The following is a 23,676-nucleotide window of genomic DNA, read 5'->3' on the forward strand; positions in this document are numbered from 1 at the left end:
TCACATCCGGATTAACAAAATATTATTAGTGGGATAGGTTCACGAATGACTAAAAAATTGCAATTCTCATCAAGAATTACAGGTTTTGCTTAATGCCCAATTTAGGCCACATCTATTTTTAGCGAAGGTATTGTTATACACTGCCTAAAGTGTGTATTTAGTAGTTGTGAATACCAACCTTTCAACTTGTGATGATTCAGCCTCACATAAGCTTGACGTAATTGTAAGGCAATTGGTAGTCCGAAGTAACAGCTTAATGAACACTAATTAACCAGACTCAATATATCCTGTTGTAAAAAATGACACTACAAATAGCCTTAAATCAAAAAGTATCCTTATCTGCAAATGTTCTGACTCAAGACTTAGCAGGGGAATCAGTTTTACTGAATCTGCAAAGCGAAGAATATTTTAGTCAAAACGAGGTAGGTACAAAAATATTCTTTGTGCTAACTGAGTCAGATTCTATCCAGACAGCTTACGACACCTTGATAAAAGAGTATGATGTCGAGCCAGAGAAGTTAAAACAAGACTTGCTCAAGTTTATTGATAAATTGGTTAAGGCTGGACTAGTGGAAATTACTGATTCTTAACTTGAAGCAAAAAATCAAATTATGCGTGTACTGATGATTGGTGCTGGGGGCGTTGCCTTGACAAGACCCTTAGATTGGGTAGTTAAAGCAGGTTATGAAGTTTGGCTACTAGGAGATGTAGACCCCTATGAAACGGAAACTCCCAAAAATTATCGCTATTTCCCCACTGTTTGGCGAAAGTATCTAGAGGAGTTTACCAACACCTACCCTTATGAAGAGCAGATGGCCGAGGAAATGGCGGAGCCATTACGTAAACTTGCAGATGAATTCCAGCCTGATATTATCCATGTCCACGCTATTGGTTGGCACGCCCAGTGTTGTGTCCTGGCAAATCTAAACCCTCTTGTGGTCTCTGCTTGGGGCTTTTTAAATCATTTGCTACAACCAGAAAGGGAACAAAGCAAGCATAACGATAGGGTTAGCCAAGTGTTTAATAACACTGGTGTGCTGATTGTAGAGACACCTAGTTTGATAGAAAAATCTAAAGCACTGCTGAATTCTAATCAACGGGTAGAATTAATTCCTTTAGGGACAAACCCCCAACATTTTCGCTCTGGAGTCACAAAAGATTTACCAAAATGGCGACGGGAAATATTGAAGATTGATGAAGAAGCCACAATTCTGCTTTCGCCCCGTGGTTGGTCTAAAGTGTACAACCATGAGCAGATATTTACAGCCTATGCACAGGCTTATCCCCAATTCATAAAACCGACGGTACTCGTCTTTTCAAAGCTAGGGCGTGCCGGCGGGGAAGAAGCAGTAGTTATTTACGAAAGCATCCGCAAAAAAGCAGAAGAACTTGGCTTATTAGAAAATCTGCGCTGGATGCCTGGCCTACCTTATAATCTCATGCCTACAGGCTACAACTTAGCAGATGTGATTATCAATTATCCCGTCAGTGATGCCTTTCCTTCGACACTAAGTGAAGCAGTTGCCTGTGAACGCCCAGTTATTACCTGTGATTTGTTAGCTTATCGAGGCACTTTTATTGAAGAATTTTGTACTTTGGTAGAACCGGAAAACCCAGATGCTCTAGCAGAGGCAATGATTAAAGTTGTCAATCAACCTCCCCAAGAGCGAGAAGCACATCTTGCACAAGCACGGCAAGTTATTGTCGAGGAATATGATGAAGCAATTTTACAAAAGCGGATATTCCAAATATATGAAGATTTGGCATCTACTACTAAGGTAGTCTCGGCCTAAATTTTCCATCACTCAATTCCATTAGGACTTACTAATAAGTCACGAAATATCTAACTGTAAAGGATAGAGGCAAGAATAATAGTTTAGGAGAGTTTTTGTGTAAATCACATCAATATATTAAATTTTGTTCATTAAAATCTTTTTTTTACCAATCTGTAAATATAGACTTTGGGGATTTTTAGTTGCAATTTTTGAGCGCAGAAAATAGTAATAACTTTACATAAAATTCATAAACCAAGTAATCTGAATTATTGTAATATTTTATAGTCTGAATAATTCCAAACAAGTAAAACACAAAAACAAGGATTGATCAAATGTCTCAATCTGAAAACACGAAAAAAAACTATTCTGAACCAGAATTGAAAGCTCACGGTAAAATATCTGGTTTGACACAACAAGTGGGTGGTAGTGGTGGTTTTGGTACTACTACTATTGTTTTTATAACTTCCCCCCCCATTACTGGTCTTCCTTAAGCAAGCAGTATAAAAACATAATGACAGTAAATTTGAATTCCTGTCATATAAATAATGGGAAGGTAAGGCTAGTTTATTAGGTAGAAAAAAGTGCCTATAAATCTAGACTAGAAGGGATTTTTTACCTACCTTTTTCTTTAACATTTTGTGAAAATAAAGTGTGTAATTTTGTCCTTTCCAAAAGAACCCCGACTTTTTCAACAAGTCGGGTTTCTGAAACTCATAAGTTTGCAGATAAAAATAAATATAAATGCAAATGTCGATTAAAAACGATAATTATTGCTATCAATTTTATGGGCTCAACCTGTCTATTAATCGACTGCTCCCAGGGTTAGTTACTGTTAACAGTTCTGCACTGATAGATGTTGCTATTCACCTAGTTGGTGAACAGCAGAGTCAACCGCCATTACTCGACCAAGCTTTTTGGAATGTGCCGCTTGAGTGGTATGAACAAACAGGCTTCCATTTGTGGACAACGCACCGGGATGACGGCACTTACTGGAGGATAAGGTCTTTTGATGGGGTTGATTGCTTAGAATTCATTTTGAATCCTGATGGTAGTCAAGTTTGGGGTTTTTGGTCTAAAGATGCACTATTTACAGATGCAGTATCTTTGCTGCTGGGTTGTGTACTTGGTCATCTGTTACGGCTGCGGGGAGTGACTTGTCTTCATGCCAGCGTGGTTGCGGTTGATGGTAGCGCGATCGCCAGGGACAATCAGGCGCAGGTAAATCAACCACAGCAGCAGCGTTAGCTAGCCGTGGATTCTCCGTATTGGCAGATGATATTGCCGCACTTATTCCTGATAAAAAAAGTTTTTGGGTACAATCTGCTTATCCTCGTCTACGCCTGTGGCCTAATTCTGTAAATGCCATTCACGGCTCAATAGAAGATTTATCACTGGTATCAACAAATCTAGATAAACGCTTTATAGATTTGCAAATAAAAGATAGAGAACAGTGGCAGTTTCAATCCCAAGCTTTGCCATTAATTGCTGTGTACATATTAGGAGAACGTGACTCAAACCTCACAGCACCTATAATTAACTCTCTTTCTCTGCCTGAAGCAATGAAGTATCTTATGTTCAATTCTTATGGGCGTGCTTTCCTCACTTCTCAACAGTGTAGACAAGAGTTTCAAGAATTAGGTCAATTGGCAAAGACTGTTCCTGTGCGTGAGTTATTACTTCCTGATAATTTAGGGAGTTTGAAGCAAATTTATGATGTTATTTTAGAAAACTTACGCTTGATTCATACTTTGGTTTAGCAACACCAGTAATTTGAATATCTGCCTATATTTACTAAGCAAATTTTTATTAAATATGCAAGTTTTTGAGCCAACCGTCAGTGTTATTATTCCTACTTACCAGCGTGGACATATTGTCAGTCAGGCAATTAACAGCGTTTTGGCACAAACCTACAAAGACTACGAAATTATTGTCATCAACGATGGTTCTCAGGATAATACTCCGCAAGTCCTGGCTGAATTTAGCGATCGCCGTATTACCGCTATTCATCAAGCCAATCAAGGATTATCTGCGGCTCGCAATGCTGGAATTCGCTCTGCTAGAGGGAAGTATATCGCCTTTTTAGATGATGATGACCTCTGGGAACCTCAGAAGTTAGAAAAACAGATTTCCGTGTTGGAAGCCAATCCACGCATTGGTTTGATCTATTCAGATTCACTCTTTTTTTCTGATCAACAGGGTTTGTTTCCAGGTTCATACAATACAGCATATCCTACCCCGAATCTTCAGGTATTATGGACTCTTTTTAGATACAACTACATTCCAGTCCCAACGGTTGTTGTGCGTCGAGACTGTTTAGATAAAGTGGGTTTATTTGATGAAACTCTGAGATGTTGTGAAGATTACGATTTATGGCTGCGCCTGATTGAAAAATTTCCGATTTATTTTTTAAATCAACCCTTAGCACATTATCGGCAATCGCCAAATAATCTTTCTCAAGATGAAGAGCAGATGTTCACTAGCCACCTGTACGTTAAGGAAAAAGTCATCAATCGCAATCCGGAATTACTAAAATTTCCTATGAATTTTCTCGATCCTTGCTTTTACAATATCTACCTCAGACTTGCCAATTTACATATTCAAAATTATCAAATAGAGCAAGCGCGTAGAGTTTTGCATCGCTATCGAGAAATGCGGGGTGAAACTGCTAGGTATGAGGAGTTGCGATTATCTTTATATACTGAGCAAATTTAAGATCATGCATTTTATTGTCACTGGCGGAGCCGGATTTATTGGCTCTCATCTCACAGAACAATTGTTATCAGAAGGTCATCGTGTCACTGTAGTTGATAATCTGACCACTGGACGTTTAGAGAACTTACCCAAACATTGTCATCTTAGGTTTCTCCAAAAAGATATTTTAATATGTCAACCAGAAGATTTTACAGAGAAAGTTGATGGAATCGCCCATTTAGCAGCTATTTCATCGGTGACAGAATCTTTGTGTCGTCCCTTAGAGGCTCATCACAATAATCTTTCGGCAACCCTGGCTGTGATTCAACTTTGCCAAGCCTTAACTATTCCTAAGTTAGTATTTGCCAGTTCCGCATCTGTATACGGCAATCTCACTCAATTACCAATTTCAGAAGAGCAAAAAACTTCTCCTATGTCACCCTACGGCTTACAAAAATTGGTGAGTGAACAATACGCTAGTATGTTTGCTAAACAACTAGGTTTTTCATTTGTTGGCTTACGAATTTTTAACGTATTTGGCCCTAGACAAGTTCCTAATTCAAGCTACTCTGGTGTAATTTCGCGCTTTATTGATATTATACAACGTGGCTTGCCAATTACTATTTATGGCGATGGAACTCAAACCAGAGACTTTATTTATGTTAAAGACGTAGTGAGGGCTTTTTCTCAAGCATTAAAGGTAAATATTACCTCTGGTTCATCCTTAATTTGTAACTTAGGAACTGGAACATCTACTTCTTTAGTGCAGTTGATTAATATCCTCAAAAATCATTTTCCGCGATGGAAACCAGAGATTAATTTCGCGTCTCCTCGTGCAGGAGATATTCAACATTCACAAGCTGATATTTCCAGGATATCTTCATGTCTAGACTTCCAGCCTCAGTGGTCAGCAGAATCGGCTATTGTTTTTTTAATTGCATCATCTTTGAGCAACAAGGAGAATTATTCAAAACAACGGTTGACTCTATCTGCTCAAGATTTAGAAAATGAAAACTGCATTGTAAATAAAAAATTATTAAATAAATATTTAAGTAAAAATGAAGTATTTATCTAAGTTTATCAAATTAAATTCTCAAAAAAAACAACTTTTAATTAACACTTTTATTGTATTGACATTAGTTAGATTAGGTTTGTGGCTGCTGTCATTTAAAACCTTGCATCAACTTCTATTAAGGCTAAGTAACGCCAAACTTAAATATCAAGAAAAACACCACATCTCTATTGAAACAATTATCTGGGCTGTTGAAGTGAGCAGTCATTATATGCTTGGTGTAAAGTGTCTGGCGCGTGCCTTGACTTGCCAGGTTTTCATGAGTCGCCACGGTTATACATCTAATCTCTGCATTGGTGTTGCTAAAGGTCAAGAAGGAGAGTTAAAGGCTCATGCGTGGTTAGAAAATCAGGGACAGGTTGTAATTGGGGATGTTGCAGACCTTCCTAATTTTAGCCAACTGGCATCTTTTGCAAAAGAGCATCTTTAAAAATATGAAAGCGGGCAAAACTTTAAGATATAAAATTCAGCAAAGCTTACGCATTCTGCCTGCGTTGCGCCTAGTTTGGAATAGCAGTCCTCGTTTGACTATTGCTTTGGTTGCACTTTTGGTTATTCAAGGTTTATTGCCTCTACTATCTCTTTACCTCACCAAACTCATCGTAGATACAATAGCTGCCAGTGTTAATGTTGCCGACAAAGGAGCCGCCTTTAGTAGAGTATTACTTTTGCTTGGCTTCTTTGTTGCTATCACCCTGGTAACTACCCTGTGTTCTTCCCTGACTGAACTGGTGTATGCCGCCCAATCTCAGCAACTCACTGACTATATGCAAAACGTCCTCCATGCTAAATCAGTTGAGGTAGACCTGGAGTATTACGAAAATGCTGAATATTATGATGCCTTGCAGCGAGCGCAAAAAAAAGCTCCTTCTCGACCAGGGCAAATCCTACATCGTTTGGCATGGCTATGTTTGAGTAGTATTTCTTTGGTAGCGATGCTGGGGTTGCTACTGTCATTGCATTGGGGAATAGGAGTTATCTTATTTGTTGCCGCGATTCCGGCCCTGGTAGTGCGGGTGAAATATTCCGGTATCATGTATCATTGGCAGCGTCAGAAGACAGCCCAGGAAAGGCAAGCAGGGTACTTGAGTCGGATATTGACTACAGAGCAACACGCTAAAGAAATTCGCTTGTTTGATTTGGGTTCTTTCTTTAGTCAGTGGTATCTGCGCTTGCGGCGGCAACTATATCAGGAAAACATAGCCATGACCAAAAGACAGTCTGTGGCTAATCTTGGTGCCCAAGCAACGGCGACAACTTTAGTTTTTGCTGCCTATGGTTTCATTATTTATCAAACCATGCAAGGCACTATCCGCTTTGGTGACTTAGTACCAGGGCAAACGCATCTTATTTACTAATAAAAACTAAGGGAGATTCCAAAATGACATAGATAATTGCAAAAATCGGTGAAATGATAAATAAAATAAATCAAATATTTTTCAAAATTTGAATTAGCTTATCTTCAACTGAATGACTAATCGTCAATACTAAAATAATTCAATTATGAGCTACATAAGAATATATTTACTTAGAGAATAAATAAAACTTTTATGTAAAACATTCAACTCAAGTTTTGATGTACTATTTTAAGCTAACGCTAAAATACTTAGTAAGTATTTGTTATCCATCGCCGCGAGAAACTGTTTATTTTTGATTCCACGTTTGACACGCTTCTCTTGACTTAAAAGATTGACTGCAAGATGTCTGAGAATTGCAAAATTATGTGGGGCATTATCTTTTCTAATTCGACAGTCATCTTCTCTTAAGGCAACATCCAATAGCCAATGCAATGAATTTTCAATTCCCCAATGACTGCGAATAGAATTACCAAACTGTTTAGCATCTGACTCAAGGCTACTGATAAAATACCGAGTTTCAACCGTTGTTTCACCATTGAATGAACGGACAGATTCTACCATGCCAACACTATTAAAATTTGACCAAATTGAATCTGGGTTAAGCCGAGATTCAATTTGAGAGAACATTACGTAATTGCGGATTTCATGACGACCATGCCCTGTTTCTTCTGTTTTATACGTGCTATGTGCAATCCCCTCAAATCCTGTAGCTATGCCTGAAGAGAATAGTTTTTCTACTTCATCATAAAGATTTCCTTGATTCTTCTTTAACCCAATTACATAATCTGCATTTTGCTGTGTGATTAGCTTCACAATCTCCTTCTGGCAGCCAATTGCATCAATGGTCACAATACATCCTGACAGTTCTAATACCTTTAATAATTCTGGAATTGCTGTAATTTCATTTGATTTTTGATCTACTTTTACTTGTCCCAGCACTAATTTATTTGTAGTTGCCCAGGCACTTACCATTATAATTGCGCTTTGGTCACTACTTGTATCATAAGAACCACGTAAAGTTTTCCCATCAAGCGCGACAACTTCACCATCAGTTATCTTCTGTATTGATTTCATCCAGCTCAGAAAACATTCCTGGAACTGTTGAGGATTTATTTGTGCAAATACTCTTGCAAATGTATCGTGGGACGGAATCCCATTTGGTAATTCTAAAAATGTTTTTAACCATTCATACTTTGCACAACCATAAGTCTCTACGGCTACCCAACCATCCGCACCACAAATCACAGCACATACGGCAATGGTCATGATATCGATTAATTTATGTCGTTTGGTGCGATCTACTCGTGGATCTTGTATCACCGCAAAATGGTCAGCAATCGTAATTTTGGGTTTCAGCTTCATAGAGAGGAGAATAAGAACGTAATTCTTCTTTCTGATAAATGTGAGAATACCACGTTCAATGAAGGCCAGCCGTCCTCACTTTCACAGCATCTGTAAAAGTCACTTTGATCGGAAGGGCGATGGTGTAACCGTCCTTCCCGGCGGCGATCGCATAAATTGAGCTTTTCTTTGTGCTGATCTTCTCATAATTCCTAGTCATTAATCTAAAACTATTGAGAATCAGACTGTGAGAAAACCTACGCTAGAAGAGTGGAGAACTGACCGTGAAAGCTCAGGCAGCCGTCGGCTGCCTCTAACTCCCCCCTCGTAATGATTATCATTTTTATAACGAGTGAGATTTAATTTCCTCAAAGCCTTATGTAGTTTGAGTCTTGGTGTATTTCGCCCTGATTCAGGCTCGTCAATATTTAGATGCGTTTGCCCTGGGGAGGGAGAGGTTCATCGAACTCACGTTGATTTAGCACAAGTTGATATTTACTAGTGTGGTAAAACTTGCTAGAGGTATCTTGGAATCGTAGAAAACTCGTTTGAGATTGTCTTTTTAACGAACACAATTAAGGCTTTAATCTAGACTTTCAAGTTAGTTTTACCGTTCTATGATATTCATACTTGGCTCGAATTACGCTCTCAATTGCAAAAACACTACGCATTGCCAGAATTGAACAGTATCGATTTCGCAGAAACCCCAAGGCTTACTTAGCTAATCTAGAGAGTCGTCTTCTCTAGTAAGTTTTTCCACGCTAGAGAAAAGCTCTAAGCTATGTGGAACAAGGACTACAACTTTAAAAGCTATTTAAAAGTGTTGGGATGGCTCAGGCAATCGTCTTTCATGCAGTTTTATGGAAGGGATCGCCCTGGCAGAAGTGAACCACGAGTTCGTAAACGTCGCCCCAAAATTTACCCCTTGATGACCAAACCCCGGTATGAGTTACGCAAACAATTGCAAACTGCTTAAACTACAAGTGTTTCGGCTTTTCTTAGTGCCATTCGGACTAATGCCCAGGATAAAAATATGAAGCTGGTAGATGAAAAGTTGCTCAGAATCTGACATTGCGTCATCTTAACCGTATTGCCAGTCCCATCTCCCCCGAAAAAAATCGCTCTCGAATTCCGCCGAATCAGTTAAAAAAAGGTTGTTTAAAAATAGCGATTGATTTAAATTTAATTTGTTATTATGGTAAGCAAACATCAGAGGAATTAGAGTACATATATCGAAGTCAAGCAAAATCCGGTACTCATTCATTTTACGCCTATGCAACTTTAGTTTTAGTAGCTTTTTGAGCAACAGAGGTTCTTGCACTTCGTTGAATAAACTGAATTCTAACGCCCTAACAGAAATTTTTCCTAAGTTAGTAAATTCATAAGCCGGAGGGATTAGATACACGTTTTTGCGGAACATAAAGGCTTTGAGTAGCCCCGGAGTAACTAAAACTGCTGTAATTCATGTGTAACAAGCATTTCGGTAGGTATTGAGTTCAAGCTAGAGATTTTGTGAGAAGATGACCATCCAAAACCAGGCTAAGTTGCCCATTGGCAAGAATGCTAGTTCCTTGGATATAAGCAGGAACTGGGATTGCTTCCCCCAGAGGATGGATCGCAGCGGATTGCTTGCCGATTAGGTAATCTACTTCTAAAGCACATCGTTTGTCTAAGTAACGAAATACTAATAAAGGCTTATCCTGCTTGAAAGCATTTAGTGTGTCTGTGCTGTAAGTAGTAACTGAGGTAGGAAGCTGGTTAGGACAAATCAGCACATCAGTCAATAAGTGGATAGGGACGAGCATGTCTGTTGTTAGATGCTCATCAGCACAACCAAGGAAGCCACTGGATCTGCCAGAAGACTGTAATAATAACATCCGTCCCGCTTGAGTTTGGATAATTTGTTCGGACTGGGATAAACAAATCTGCTCTACAGAATCGGCAATAAATGCATAGACTCTGGAGTTAGCTTGACAGACGATAAGTTGAGCAATTTTTTGATCGAGGGGAATTTGGAGCGAGAAGGCTGTACCATGTCCAGCTTTAGACTTCAATACTATTCTTCCCTGAATAGCTGTTAATTGCTTGCAAACTTCAGTTAATTCTACTCCTAACTCTAAGGCAGCACGATCGCATAAAACAGATGAAACCTCTGGTTCAATTACCAGTTCTTGTAAGATATCCCCTGGTTTTGTCAGAGCGAGTCCTTGGGCTAAAGCTTGTTGATAGATTTGAGATAAGTTAAGCCCTGCGCCATCATCACAGCCATCAATAATCAGTTGATTTCCTTGCTGGTAAACTTGAATTTCGATGATACCGTTGCTATTTTTACCAAGGTGTTGGCGTGTTTGGGAAGACTCAATACTTTGATCTAGTAAATAGCAACTTATATGTAACAGGAGAGCATGGAGGCGATCGCTAAATGCCCGATCGACTTGGATATCGCTAATTTGTAAATGTAGTCTAGCAGACTTATATTGTAGAGCTTGTAACTGAGACCAAAGCCGATGTAAAGGTTCTAACGCTACTTTTAAAGGAATAGTTGTAACTTTTTTGACTAAATTGGAAGACTGGTTAAGTAACTTTTCCTGCTGTATGAGTTCTTGTTGGAGTTGATGATGATTTTTATTAAGGGAATAAACAGTTGATGCCACTTGAGACGCTTCAGCCAAAACAGATTGAAGAGTACCGTATAATTGCTGAGAGCGAGAAGCCGCTAGAGGAGAAAGGGTATCTGAAATTGCTGCTAAACGCCCTGACCATTCCTGTAGGTTATCGAGCAGATGTTGTAATCGTTTAACTTGTCGGAGCAACTGCCCGATGGTGTGTTGCTGTTGTTCTTCCTGACAAGCTTGCTGATTATAGTTAATTAATAATGTTGCAATTAGCGCGTTTAGTTGTTCGAGATGCTTAAGATTGATGGGTGTAGCGGCTGGAATACTTGTTGCAAGAATGGTAGAAATGGATTCTTGCAAAGAGAGTGGATGGCGATCGCTCAAAGATTTAACTAGGGATGCTTCAGATATTTCATTAGGCAGGGAAAAATCCCCCAACCAAGCATGAAAATCTTCTTCCCCATACTCCTCCGGGTTTGCTAGTTCCCCTACCTTGATGGGAAACTGCTCGGTATCTACGCGAACAAGGCTGCCAGACTGGGGGCTAGTTAGTTCTCTGTCAAGAATTTCTTTGTCTTTAACCATAAATTGCTCTGGTAGAGCCGCAGAAGATTCTACCTCGGCCAAGCGATCGCCAAACTGAATAACTGGTTGATGTTCGTGCGGTTGCTCTACCGATGTCTCAAGGTTTGTTTCCTGAGAATTGCCAAACTCTGCTTGTAGACGAGCAACAATGGCAGACATCCGCTCCAGAATTTCTACTTCGTCAATTTGCGAGGCTGTTAAAAATGCCATCAACAGCATCTGTAGGCAATCTAATCCTTCTGACAACAGGGAGGCGATGGGGGCGTTGACAGTTGCCCGATACTGATGCAGAAGCTGAAAAATCTCTTCTAGTGCAGCCGCAACTATGGCAATGGCATCTAGCTCGGCTGCTATGGCAATCGAATGCAGAGAGCGAGCAGCTTCCATGAGAGCCAAAGCTGTACCAGGGTTACTGTCTTTCGTATAGTTAGGCAACTCCTGCTCCAAGAACAGTAACAGATCGATCGCTTCTTCTAGAAAGCGATCGTCGTTCTGCGGTTGGGGGACAAAATCGGTACTCATGAAAACAACTCTCAGTTTCTATGGGTTTGTGACAATTCTATGGCTTCGACATTGATTTGAGGGTACAAGCAGCGATGTCGGCGATCGCTTTAAATTGCTCGTGGATTTGCGCGATTGACTCCAGCCCCGCACTGATTTGGCGATCGCACGGTTCGATAGCAGAAGTAACGTCTGCTGCTGCCACCTGGAGTTCTTGGAACCATTCCTCTATATTTAGCGTGCTGTCGCGGGCTTGACGGGCGAGAATTTCCACTTGTTCGGCAGCAGCTAACAAACCTTGTTCCTGGTCGTTAGCTTTTGTGGCTTCGATGGCTGTATTCAAGGATAAAACCTGAATTTTGGTACTCAAGCCTTCCACAAGATGAACAAAGCCAGAAGCTTGCTGACAAAATTCACCAAGGTATTGCAGCTGTTTATTAGTAATAGCAACAGTATCTTGAATAGACATTAAATGCTCGTTGGCAAGCTCGGCGATTCTGGCTCCTTCTTGTACAGTCTGGCTCACCTGCTGCAATGGCACTAGTAACTGTGAGCGATCGCAGGATTCAAGCTGTTGAGCAGGTGGAGCTACTATTTCAGCCCAGCGCAAGTTAATTGTCAACATCATTCCTACTTGTTGTAGCAAACTGCGCTCTGCTTCCTGCCATTGTCGGGGTTGAAGGCAATGATGAATAACTAAAAAACCCCAAGGCTGTTGTTTGACAATCAAGGGCAAGCACAAGCTAGCTTGTACCTGAAAGCGTTGCCAAAATTGCTGTTGGCGGGGAGTTAGTTCTAATACTTCAGTGAGGTTGCCCTGCGAGTTTTGTCCGTCGCCAACACCGTTAGTAACAAACAAATTTATCGGTAGGGATTGGTTGAGCAAGGATGTCCAACCCGGTTGTATAGCTTCAGCGATCGCTCGACTGCGATTATCTTCCTCAAAACGATAAATCAAGACGCGATCGGCGTTGAGAATATCTCGCAGGGCGGTGACTGTAACCTCCAAAAGTGCAGTTTGATCTTTTGTCTGCTGCATTTGCCGATCGATAGCCGCAAGTTGTTCTCGCTGGAGTTGAAAAGCCCCTCGAACATTTTCATCATTGCCACTGGGCGAATCCTTAGCCAAAGCTTGGATAAAAGCTTCGATTTGACTTACCTTCTGCTGCAATTGAGCGACCTTTGGCCCCTTAGCAGATTGAAAGACTGCTTTGATTACAGCCACATTAGCCAAAATTTCTTCTATCTGGATTTCATTTTCAACAGGCTGGGTTTCAGAATTAGGGTCTAAGGTTGCGATCGTCACAGAAAACTCCTTGGCAGCATCAAGTCAAGTAAAAAAGCAGGGGAGCAGGGGAGCAGGGGAGCAGGGGAGCAAAGGAAAGTTCAAATACCAAGTTATTTCCCCTCCGCCCCTCTGCCCCTCTGCCTCTTATCAGTGGGTTTGCCATTGCAATGTTTGGGCGATCGCTCTGGTGTCTAAAATCCAGCGATCGCCTGGCAGAATACCTCGAACAAAATTTAGCAGTTTGTTTGGGGAAAGGTCGGTTGGTGCTGATTGTGCTTGCTGTAAATCCTGCCACTCTACATCGTAGACATGAGCCACCAAAAACCCGATTACCTGATTTTGCAGTTCGATAACCAGAACCATTGGCTTTTCTGGTCGTGACTGCCGCTTCAAAAGCGGCGCATAACCAAGCAAATGTTCCAAGTCAACCAGCCGCAGCATTTGTCCTTGCCAATTATAGAAACCTAAAATCCAACTTGGTAAGGCCGGGGCTGGAGAAATTTCTTGGCTAGCGAGATGAATAATGTCCTGTATTGAGTCAAATGGTAGCAATCCACTTCCTTGATTCCCCAAGGAAAAACGCAGAAATCTTTGCCGTTGTTCGCCTGATGTTAGCCCAGGAGGTAAGGTTGGGGTTGTTCCGGGCAACCCCAACTTATCAGCCAATATCTGGCTCATACCAAAAAGAAGTACTTTGAGTGGTTCCTCGTTTGGTGCTACAGGTAAAACAGCCATGTGGCTCACACAGCTTAACTCCGCTACTTGCCGATAAGACCACGGCACCGGACGCACAGCTTCTAAAGGAATATCGATTAAGGCAGGGGGCTTGTCCACAGGAATGCCACAAATTTCCCCAGTCCGCGTTTGAGTCAGAAGTAAGAAGCGTCCTGAAGTGTCAACCGCAGAGGGAACTTGATGCGCCTGTTGGCCTTGTACTTGCTGAATGAACTTCTGGCGCAAGTCCACAATTGTGATCGTTTGCGATCCCAGATCGACCATCCCGATACCACTTTCAACCGTACTGCGAATCGGGGGACAAGCCATCACCTTGAGAACTGCACCAACTGGCAGGGCAAATAAATAGTCTGCGATCGCAAAAACAACGACTCGTAATGAGTCGCGCTCGCTCACAGCGCCAGATAATCGCTTAAACGGAAAGGGAGTGTTAAGCATAAGTGGGTCGGTGTTGAAAACTGTGGTTAGGGGGCAGGGGGGCAGGGGGGCAGGGGAGAAAGAATATTAACGCTTCATTAGCCAAGGTGAGGGGTCAGTAATCATATTTACCAAACCACCTAAGATCCGATTGTAGATTCCATATAATTCTCTGCCTAATTCAACATCCAAATAATTGCACTTAACAGCAAATTCAATCCATGTTTGTGTTTCTGCTGCCTCTGCTTCACAGTCATTGAGTTTAGCCACAAAAGCTGCTTCATATCTACGCTTTCTCCAAGCTTCAGCTAGATTTGCACAAACAGAACGTGACGATCTACGAATCTGATCAGTTAATGAATACCGCTCCTCGACAGGAAACTTTTTAGAGAGTTCAAAGATTTTCATGGCTGCATCAAATGCCATTTGATAAACTTTCAAGTCTTGATGATTTTTAATTGGTTCTTTTTCCATCTCCATCTACTCCTCTACTCCTCTACTCCTCTGCTCCCCTGCTCCTCTGCCCCTCTGCTCCTCTGCCCCTCTGCTCCTCTGCCCCTCTGCCCCTCTGCTCCCTGCCTTATCTCAGGTATTAACCAGTTCAGCGATCGCGGCTAGAAAGCTCTGTTCTGAATAGGGTTTGGTCATGTAAGCTTTCGCCCCTAGAGCTAAAGCTAATTGGCGGTGCTTCTGTCCGCTACGAGTAGTCAGCATCACCACAGGAATCCCGGACAAACGCTCGTCTTGGCGATGGTGTTCTAAAAACTCAAATCCATTCATACGTGGCATTTCAATGTCACAAATCACTAAATCAACATCACTGTGTTGGACCAATTGAGCGATCGCCTCTCGACCATCGCCTGCTTGCAACACTTGATAATCGGCTTTTTGGAGCGTCTGCACCAAACTTTGCCTTTGGACAACCGAATCTTCCACGACTAACACTGTCAGTCGGTTAGGTTGAGCAACGGCTGTATTGACTTCCATTGGCTGTTGCTGCGGTTGCGTTATAGTTGCGGATTGCTGTGCCTCTAGAGTAAGAACAGGCTCAGGCGCGGGCAATATTGCAAGACTTGATGCTGGGGAAGTCGGCATCATATCTGTCTCCCAAGTTTGCCGAACTAACTCTAACGGGTCAACGATTAGGGTCAGACTACCATTGCCCAACACGCTGTAGCCTTGGATGTAACTAGGTAAAGTCAGGACTCTGCCGAGGGATTTAATTACTAATTCCTGCTCGACTAAAATCTGATCGACTTGCAAACACAGGTATTGATGCTCTGTTTCTAACAGCAGCAGAGGTTCGATGGTGTTCCGTTGTTTGACTGGAAAAGGACTTAGGTTTAAATTGTGGTCTTGGGTGAATAAAGGATATTTGTAATCCAGCAAATTCGCAAGCGAGCGGATGGGAACTAGTTGCTGACTTTGCCCTTCTCCCCACTGCCAGAATTTTTGGCTGCCTTGCCCGTGTAAAGATTGCTGGACTTGAATCTGCTCTGGCTGCGGTAATAAAACCTGGCTAACTCCTTCAGACAGCAAGCCATAAGTAATACCTTGAGATTGACAAACAAGCAAGCGTGCCGTTGTCAAGCTCAGGGGCAATTGCAGCATGAAGGTGGTTCCCTGCCCTGAAAGCGATCGCACCACAATCGAACCTTGTAAAGCTTGCAATTGAGTGCGAACGACATCTAAGCCGATACCACGGCCAGATAACTCACCAATCTGCTTGGCGGTAGAAAAGCCCGGTTCAAATAATAACTCTGCCAGTTGGTCTTCTGAGGCATAGGCGGCTTGTTCGGGAGTCAGCAGGTGTTTTTCTATAGCTCGCTGACGAATGGATTCCCAGTTAAAGCCTCGACCATCATCCCGTACCTCAATAGTAGTGCGGTTGCCTTGATGATAGGCTTTAATTGTAATTGTTCCGGTTTCTGGTTTACCCTGCTCGCGGCGGGTTTCTACCGGTTCAATGCCGTGATCGAAGGCATTGCGAATCATGTGCAGCAAGGGATCGTACAGCTGCTCAGAAATGGCTTTATCCACCAGTACCTTCGTACCGCCAAGCTTGAGTTCAACAGGTTTATGATAAGTTGCTACCATCTGTTGCAGCAGCCGGGGTAATCGATTCAACACTGTTCCCAATGGAACCATTCTGGCTTGCAGCAAATCTTCCTGCGCTCCTGAAAGCAGTTGCTTGCGCTTTCCGAGACTGAAGCGAGATTGCTGAACTAAGCCATTAACAGCCTCAATCCGTTCTCCTAATTGCACCATATCTTCTGTAAGATTTTGCAGGAGAATGTGCAACTCGCTATAGTTATCCATTTCTAAGGCATCAAAATTGGATTGTGCCTCGGTAGCAGAGATAACTCGTGGAGATCCATGTATATGTCGCTGCTTGCGTTCGGGAAGCAGCAGATGTCGATCCGACCAAGTAAAAACTTTACTAAGTTGTTGTTGACAGTACAAAAACTGTAGTAGAGTGTCTTGAGCTGCTTTGTGGATGTGGTTAGATTGCAGGTTTTGTTGGTTTTCGCTGATTAGCAATTCCCCAATTGTATGGCTGAGGCGATCGAGTTGTTCTATCGCTACTCGGATACTGGGAAGTGATGCCGATGATTGAGCCTGGAGGCTTGGCGCTGGTGGTGGAGAAGCTGGCCGATCTGAGTCTGAGTATCGGCAGGATGTCTGTGGATCTCCGATCCAGATTGACTGTAAAATCCGATCTATGGCAGAGGGGGCTACTACCGAATCCTGAGAAATAGGTGCCAGTACCTCCGGTGTTTTCGGTAGGGAGTTATCAGTCCGCTTCGGGAAAAACGACCAAATTGATTCCGCTTCGCTGGCACTGAGGAGGGGGGATGGCTTATTTTCAGTTGTAGTCGTTTCTGTGGGTTGGGCAGCGATCGCAACTGGCTGCTCTTGCGGTTCTGGGACAGCAATAGTTAGTCCTGCCCATTCTCGCAATTGTGGAGATATCTCTCCCCCTTGAGTGCGATCGCCTGCAAGTACTGCTATTTGAGCTGCTTTAAAATTTTCTAAAGCCGCCTGAGCGATTTGCAATACTTTGTCTGGATGTGCTTTGAGCGCGTTTAGGGTCGCCTGGGCAATTTCTTCTAATCCAGATAAGCCATAAGATGCTGCTAGTTCGACAAAAAATTCGGCTTGGGAGTTGAGTGTTGTTTGAATTTGTTGCGGATCTTGGCTTTGGATGTCAGTTTCCAGCTGTTGCAAATCCTGGAGTACACTTCCGGAAAAGATTGACTCTACCACATCAAAGCCAAGTTCTTCCGAACTGGGAAGCGGAGCCTCACGACCAAAAAAGTCGCCTAGTTTATGTTGGAGTTGGGCAAAGATTGAGGCCGTGCGATCGAGTATTTCTGCCTCATTGCAGGATAAGCCCATCAAGGCTGCACTCAATGGAGTTCGCAGGCACTCATAAGCATCTAGAAGCAAAGCACCCAATTCTGGATCGATTTCCAGTTCTGGAGCGTATAACGCTTGGAATACATCTTCCAAATGATGGGCAATTGTCTGAATAGTTTCTTGCCCAACACTGGCAGCACTCCCTTTGATAGTATGGGCGCTTCGCATCAAGGCATGAACTTTTTCTATTGTTTTTTCATCAAGTAGACCGATCAGATTCTGCTCAATGGTTTGCAACAACTCTGCCGCTTCAGCAAGAAAAGCCTGCTCTTGATTACTGGGATCGGGGTTCATAATATGCTTGGTGTCAAGGAGATTTATCTGTTAAGGCAGGCAGGGGGAGCAGGGGAGGCAGGGGAGCCGAGGAGAGTTAGTTTCTCCCCTGCCCCTCCGCCCCTCTGCCCCTCTGCCCCTCTGCCTTATCCTGAGAACAAATATTCACCACGACTTACTTAGTCAACTTTGAACTGGCTAACGCTGGTTTCCAGTTGTTGTGAAGTCATCCGTAGTTCCTCAAAAGACTCGGAAATGTGGATGGCACTTTCTGAAGTCTTGCGGGCGATCGCCGAAACATCCATCATCGCCTCTGTCAATATGTGAGATTGCTGACTTTGATGGGAAACTGCTTCGGTAATTCCTTGTACTAGTCCACCAATTTCGTTGGTAGCTACCACGATCGCACTTAGGGAATGACGAGTCTCATCGATCAAGTTCGAGCCTTGGACAACTTGGCTAATCCCGATTTCCATTGCTTCGGTAACTTCGTTGGTGCCAGCTTGAATTTCTTGCACGAGTCGCTCAATTTCTGTGGTGGCACTAGCGGACTGATAAGCTAGAGAACGAACTTCATCTGCAACCACCGCAAAGCCTTTGCCATACTCTCCGGCACGGGTAGCCTCGATCGCCGCATTGAGTGCCAGCAAATTGGTTTGAGTGGCAAAGTTTTCAATTAGACTCACTACTTTCGAGATTTTCTGAGAAGCTTCACCGAGGCGTTTAATTTTCTTGGCTGTTTCAGAGACGGTTTCCCGAATCTCCAAAATGCCATCTACGGTTCTTTCCATCAGCGAATCGCCAGCTTGGACGGTGTTATTAGCTCTTTGAACCGCCTGTCCGACTTTTTGAGCATCAGCAGCGACTATCTGGGTGGAAGTTACCATCATTTGTAATTGTTCCAGAGCGTGTTCGAGCCGTTCTGCCTGCTGTTGAGCTTGGTCAGATAGTTTTACTACTGAGGTAGTGTTATTGCTGGAATTTTCACTCACCTTGCCAGCAGCAATCTGCACTTGTCGCACTAAATCTCGCAAACTTTGGATCGTAGTGTTGTAACCATCGGCGATCGTCCCAATTTCATCTTCAGAGAGGGGCGCTCGAACGGTAAGATCGCCTCTGAAGGATGGTTCCAAAGCCATGAGAACACGTATTGCTCCTTGTTGGAGTTTTTCGCGGGCGGTGCGTTCGCGCTCTGCTGCTTCTGCTAGTTGCTGCTCTTGAATACGCACCTGTGTTAGGTAATCTGCAAGATTGAGGGCAATACCAATCTGGACACTGGCTTGGTTGAGAACATCCTCCTCGGATTGCTCCCACTGGCGCGATGCGCTATTTTGATAAACTCCCATCAGCCCCCAAAGCCGATTTTCTTGAAAAATCGGAGAAATCATGTAGGCTTTAGTTCCCCACATTTCTAACAATTGGACGTGACATTCGTCATGACCGACAGTATATATATTGTCAACCCGCAAACTTTCTTTGCGGACATAACGCCCTCCTTGGTTGTACTGGAGATAGGTATCTCTAACTTTGGCAAGGCTAGTTCCCACCAACTTAGGCCAATCCCCAGTCACAGACTCAACTACAAATTCTCCAGACCAATCAGGCTCAAAACGGTAAACTCCAACTCGATCTACTTTCAGCAGTTGACGAAGTTCGTGGGTGGCAAACTGGATAAATTCCAGAACATTACCACGACTTTGGGCCATCTCTGTTAACCGACTTGGCAGGCGATAAGAAAATCGGGCGTTTGCTACTTCCCGTTCTGCCAGTTTGATCAGTTCCTCATTCTTGGTTAAGGTTTGTTGTAAGTATTGCGATTGCTGGACGGCAACCCCAAACTGCGTGCCGATTTTTGCTACCAAGTTGACTTCATTCTCTTGCCATTGCCGCGGCCCACTATTTTGGTAAGCTCCTAACAAACCCCAGAGCTTGTTTCCGGCAATAATCGGGGTAATGATATAGGCTCTAATCTGGAATTGCTCTAGAATTTTCAAGTGGCACTGGGCATGGCCAGCAGTATAAACGTCATTAATAACAAAGGTCTCGTTGTTGCGATAGCGTCCACCTTGGGTTTGTTGTAGGTGTTCGTCTTCCCATATAGTCCTGATATCGGGGCCAACCAAAGCCACCCATTCACGACTTACTGATTCGGCAATAAACTCCCCACCCCAATCTGGATTGAAGCGATACACTGCTAGACGATCGCACTCCAAATGCGATCGCAATTCTGGTAAGGCATTGCGGAAAATCGTATCTAGCTCTTGAACTTGGCGAATTTTTTCTGACAGCCGTGTTAATGCTCGTTCCCCTTCTGCGGTTCTAGCTAACTCTGCATTTTTATTCTTGAGCTGTTCGATATACTTAACCTGTTGCAAGCCTATACCCATTTGCACAGCTACTTTTCGCAATAGTTGCACATCCTTGGATTTCCACTCGCGAGGGCCAGTATTTTGGTATGCTCCTATAAAGCCCCAGAGTTTGTTTCCAATAAAGATCGGAGCGATGGTGTAAGCCTTAGCCTGGATTTTTTCTAATATCTCTAGGTAGCACTGAACGTGACCGACAGTGTAAATATCATCGACAACAAATGTTTCATGATTGCGATAGCGTCCGCCCTGAGTTTCTTGTAAGTGTTCGTCCATCCAAATCGTTTTGATGTCGGAACCAGCTAAAGACAGCCATTGATCTTTTACGGATTCGGCAACAAACTCTACACTCCAGTCGGGATGAAAGCGAAATACTGCTAGGCGATCGCAGTGTAGTTGTTTGCGTAAACTTGGCAGCAAAGTCTGGAAAATTGTGTCTATATCCTGGGCTTGACGGATTTTTTCCACCATCCCTGTCAGCACTTGTTCCTCTTCTGCTGTCCGCGCCAACTCTGCATTCTTCATCTTCAGCTGTTCGATGTACTCAACTTGCTGCACGCTTAACCCCAACTGAATGCCCAATTTGGCCAGCAATCGCACCTCTTCGGAATTCCACTGACGCGGGCCGCTATTTTGGTAAGCCCCTAACAAACCCCAAAGTTTGTTGCCAGCAAAAATGGGAGCGATGGTGTAAGCTTTAACTTGGAACTGCTCTAACAGGTCGATGTGGCACTGGGCATAACCAACAGTATAGATGTCATTGATGGCTAAGGTTTCATTGTTGCGATAGCGTCCGCCCTGGGTTTGCTGTAGATGTTCGTCTTCCCATACGGTCTTGATATCGGGGCCAACCAGAGGCACCCAGTCACTTGCTACAGATTCAGCAATAAATTCACCACTCCAGTCAGAGTTGAAGCGATATATTGCGAGGCGATCGCATTTGAACAATTGCCGCAATTCTGCCAAGGTAGTGCGGTAAATCGTTTCTAGCTGTTGGGACTGACGCATTCTATCCGCCATTCGAGCGATCGCGTTTTCTACTTCAGCTACTTGGGTCATTTCTAGATTTTTTAACCGTAGCTGTTCGATATATTCAGCTTGCTGGAGGGCAATGCTCAACGGTTCGCCGATCTGCAACAAAGCACCAGTCTCTTCCTCAGTCCATTTCCGAGCATCAGAATTCTGATAGGCTGCTAACAAACCCCAAAGATTACCAGCGCGGAAGATGGGAACAATGATGTATGCTTTGGCTTGGAACTTCTCTAATGTTTCTAAATAACAAGGTGAAAAACCAGCAGCAGAAATATCGTTGACTTTACGGAAGCGCGTTCCTTTGGCGTACATTCCACCCTGCGTTTCCTTGAGATAGGTATCGGCATCAGCTTTAACAGGGGAGCCATAATCCTTAATATTACAACGTTCTGAAGATATCAGACCTGTTTTTAAAATGCTGTCTTGTTCCTGCATCTCCATCAGTGACGACCAACCAGCACCTACAGATTCAGCGATAACTTCTCCACTCCAGTCTGGATGAAATTGATAAACGACAACGCGATCGCATTTTAAAAATCGCCGCAACTCTTGGGTTGTAATGCGGAAAAGGGTGCGAAGATCCGTTGCTTGCCCAATCTTTTCAATGATGCCGAAAACAGTACGTTCTCGTTCAACAAGTTTGGCTGACTCCTCAGAGCGGTTATAAAGTTGTTGCTGATATTGCACCTGTTGAATAGTAATACTAGACAGAGTTGCAACCTGCACCATTAGGCGAACTTCACTATCTTTCCACTGACGAGGCTGAGAATTTTGATAAGCAGCCAGCAAACCCCACAACTTTTCTCCCTGGAAGATGGCAACAATAATGTATGCTTTGGCTTGATAGGTTTCTAAAATTTTGATATAGCAGTCAGAAAAACCAGCGCTGTAAATATCATTAGTAACTCGATAAATCTGTCCGCGATGGAAATTTTTGCCTTGGGTGTGCTGAATGTAGCTATCTGCACTGTGCGATCGCCCTGTTGTCCCAGCCAATCCGCCTTCGTCTGCAAGGTTCCTAACACTGCAATAGTTAACGTTATTGACAATTGCTGGGTTGTTTCGCTGTTCTTCTAATAGAGAAACCCACTCAGTTCCAGCAGATTCAGCAATAAATTCCCCACTCCAATCTGGCTGGAAACGATAAATTGCGACGCGATCGCATTTTAATGACTGTCGCACTTCTTGGGTGGCAACGCGAAAGATGGTATCCAAATCTTTGGACTGGAGAATTTTATTCGCTACACCGACCAGGATTTGGTCTTTTTCCACTTCTTGTTGCAACGCAGCTTGGATCGCGGCAACTTGCAGTTGCGCTTCTAATTCCTGCTCGATTAATTTTAGTAACTGAATTTCAGCATTCTGCCACTGGCGAACAGCAGCGCATTGCTGCACTACCAACAAACCCCAAACCCCATCTTTTGCTAAGATCGGCAAACTCACACAAGCTCTTACCTGAAACCGATCCACGAGCTGCTTTTGGTAAGGGGACAAGCTTGCAGTATGAGTATCTGCGATCGCCACTAATTTTTCTTGTTGATAAAGCTTGGCAGAACCTAACCCAAAAGTGACGGCGGGCAGTTTTTCCTTCAGCATTGGCGTAAAGCCATCCCTCATTGCCTCCGCAACAACTATTCCCAGCGTCGGATTCGTAAACTCATATAGCACCACGCGATCGGCTTGCAGTGCGCTTTGTACCTCTATGACAGCATTAGCAAGCAAGGTATCTAGATCGGAAAATTGGCGGATTTTGCTAGCGATCGCCTGTACTTGCTCTACCTCTAATCCATCTCCTCCGTCTTGATATGGCAACACACTTAGCAGTTCTTTTAACTTGCGGATTCTCTCTCGCAATGGCTCTGTTTCCACCCAATCAGCTTGATCCAGTTCATTTCGCAATTCTTCTAGAGCGGAGGTGATTTGCTGTTTTGCTGGTACATCAACGGTATGCCCGTTATCAGTTTCCTTATAACCGTTGCTGGGATTTGACTGAGGTTGGCTCGGTCTAAGATTGTGTTGCGCTACCATGATCTTTCTTGCTATGAATGTTGTCGGAGTTAAGGAGTAGAATGCAGAGCGGAGACTAATTACTAAGAAAGGCAAAAGTAAAAAGTTAAAAGGCAAAAGAAAGAAAAAGAAAAATGGTCAAGAGCCGCCTAAATTTATTTATGGGGATTATCTTTTTACTTTTCTAGAACGGCTTCAGC

The 23,676-nt window shown here is 43.2% G+C and carries 17 protein-coding genes; 10 read left to right on the forward strand and 7 right to left on the reverse strand.

Annotation, left to right across the window (positions count from 1 at the left end):
- The first annotated feature begins 299 nt into the window (after positions 1-299).
- The 9 genes from FD724_RS13625 to FD724_RS13665 all read left to right on the forward strand — a co-directional run bounded on the left by FD724_RS13625 (position 300) and on the right by FD724_RS13665 (position 6,896).
- Positions 300-590: a PqqD family protein gene (locus tag FD724_RS13625; RefSeq protein WP_114080508.1), complete on the forward strand. Its 291-nt coding sequence runs from the start codon at positions 300-302 to the stop codon at positions 588-590.
- 21 nt (positions 591-611) lie between these two features.
- A complete protein-coding gene (locus FD724_RS13630; RefSeq protein WP_179072994.1) occupies positions 612-1,793 on the forward strand; it encodes a glycosyltransferase family 4 protein in 1,182 nt (393 codons plus the stop codon).
- Between the two features lie 314 nt (positions 1,794-2,107).
- Positions 2,108-2,266 carry a hypothetical protein gene (locus FD724_RS13635; RefSeq protein WP_167755970.1) on the forward strand — a complete coding sequence of 53 codons (159 nt, stop codon included), beginning with the start codon at positions 2,108-2,110 and terminating at the stop codon, positions 2,264-2,266.
- 256 nt (positions 2,267-2,522) lie between these two features.
- Entirely contained in the window at positions 2,523-3,020 is a 498-nt protein-coding gene (locus FD724_RS13640) for a hypothetical protein (RefSeq protein ID WP_179072995.1), read from the forward strand.
- 20 nt (positions 3,021-3,040) lie between these two features.
- Positions 3,041-3,532: a hypothetical protein gene (locus FD724_RS13645; protein ID WP_179072996.1), complete on the forward strand. Its 492-nt coding sequence runs from the start codon at positions 3,041-3,043 to the stop codon at positions 3,530-3,532.
- A 55-nt stretch (positions 3,533-3,587) separates the two neighbouring features.
- The gene (locus FD724_RS13650) at positions 3,588-4,487 is read left to right on the forward strand and encodes a glycosyltransferase (protein ID WP_179072997.1); all 900 of its coding nucleotides are present in this window, start codon (positions 3,588-3,590) and stop codon (positions 4,485-4,487) included.
- Positions 4,488-4,491: 4 nt separating this feature from the next.
- Positions 4,492-5,541: an NAD-dependent epimerase/dehydratase family protein gene (locus tag FD724_RS13655; protein WP_114080512.1), complete on the forward strand. Its 1,050-nt coding sequence runs from the start codon at positions 4,492-4,494 to the stop codon at positions 5,539-5,541.
- On the forward strand, positions 5,525-5,968 hold the full coding sequence (locus FD724_RS13660) for a lasso peptide biosynthesis B2 protein (RefSeq protein ID WP_179072998.1): 444 nt from the start codon (positions 5,525-5,527) through the stop codon (positions 5,966-5,968). The genes FD724_RS13655 and FD724_RS13660 overlap by 17 nt, the downstream gene beginning before the upstream one ends.
- Positions 5,969-5,972: 4 nt before the next feature.
- Positions 5,973-6,896, forward strand: coding sequence for an ABC transporter ATP-binding protein (locus FD724_RS13665; RefSeq protein WP_179072999.1), 924 nt, complete (start codon positions 5,973-5,975; stop codon positions 6,894-6,896).
- 228 nt (positions 6,897-7,124) lie between these two features.
- On the opposite strand, the gene FD724_RS13670 is transcribed toward FD724_RS13665, so the two are convergent.
- Positions 7,125-8,258 carry an ISAs1 family transposase gene (locus FD724_RS13670; RefSeq protein ID WP_179072797.1) on the reverse strand — a complete coding sequence of 378 codons (1,134 nt, stop codon included), beginning with the start codon at positions 8,256-8,258 and terminating at the stop codon, positions 7,125-7,127.
- Between the two features lie 760 nt (positions 8,259-9,018).
- Here FD724_RS13670 and FD724_RS13675 point away from each other — a divergent pair.
- Positions 9,019-9,213, forward strand: a complete 195-nt coding sequence (locus FD724_RS13675) for a hypothetical protein (RefSeq protein ID WP_147262569.1) — start codon at positions 9,019-9,021, stop codon at positions 9,211-9,213.
- 520 nt (positions 9,214-9,733) lie between these two features.
- Here FD724_RS13675 and FD724_RS13680 read toward each other — a convergent pair.
- The 6 genes from FD724_RS13680 to FD724_RS13705 form a co-directional block, all read right to left on the reverse strand.
- Positions 9,734-11,959 carry a chemotaxis protein CheA gene (locus FD724_RS13680; RefSeq protein ID WP_179073000.1) on the reverse strand — a complete coding sequence of 742 codons (2,226 nt, stop codon included), beginning with the start codon at positions 11,957-11,959 and terminating at the stop codon, positions 9,734-9,736.
- A gap of 37 nt (positions 11,960-11,996) precedes the next feature.
- Entirely contained in the window at positions 11,997-13,244 is a 1,248-nt protein-coding gene (locus FD724_RS13685) for a GAF domain-containing protein (protein ID WP_179073001.1), read from the reverse strand.
- A 129-nt stretch (positions 13,245-13,373) separates the two neighbouring features.
- Positions 13,374-14,399: a chemotaxis protein CheW gene (locus FD724_RS13690; protein ID WP_179073002.1), complete on the reverse strand. Its 1,026-nt coding sequence runs from the start codon at positions 14,397-14,399 to the stop codon at positions 13,374-13,376.
- A 66-nt stretch (positions 14,400-14,465) separates the two neighbouring features.
- The gene (locus FD724_RS13695) at positions 14,466-14,852 is read right to left on the reverse strand and encodes a four helix bundle protein (protein WP_179073003.1); all 387 of its coding nucleotides are present in this window, start codon (positions 14,850-14,852) and stop codon (positions 14,466-14,468) included.
- 111 nt (positions 14,853-14,963) lie between these two features.
- The gene (locus FD724_RS13700; protein WP_179073004.1) at positions 14,964-18,092 is read right to left on the reverse strand and encodes a hybrid sensor histidine kinase/response regulator; all 3,129 of its coding nucleotides are present in this window, start codon (positions 18,090-18,092) and stop codon (positions 14,964-14,966) included.
- A gap of 158 nt (positions 18,093-18,250) precedes the next feature.
- A complete protein-coding gene (locus FD724_RS13705) occupies positions 18,251-23,497 on the reverse strand; it encodes a GAF domain-containing protein (protein WP_179073005.1) in 5,247 nt (1,748 codons plus the stop codon).
- Between the last annotated feature and the right edge of the window lie 179 nt (positions 23,498-23,676).

This window comes from Nostoc sp. C057 (genome assembly GCF_013393925.1).
In the GTDB taxonomy this organism is placed as follows: Bacteria; Cyanobacteriota; Cyanobacteriia; order Cyanobacteriales; family Nostocaceae; genus Nostoc; species Nostoc muscorum_A.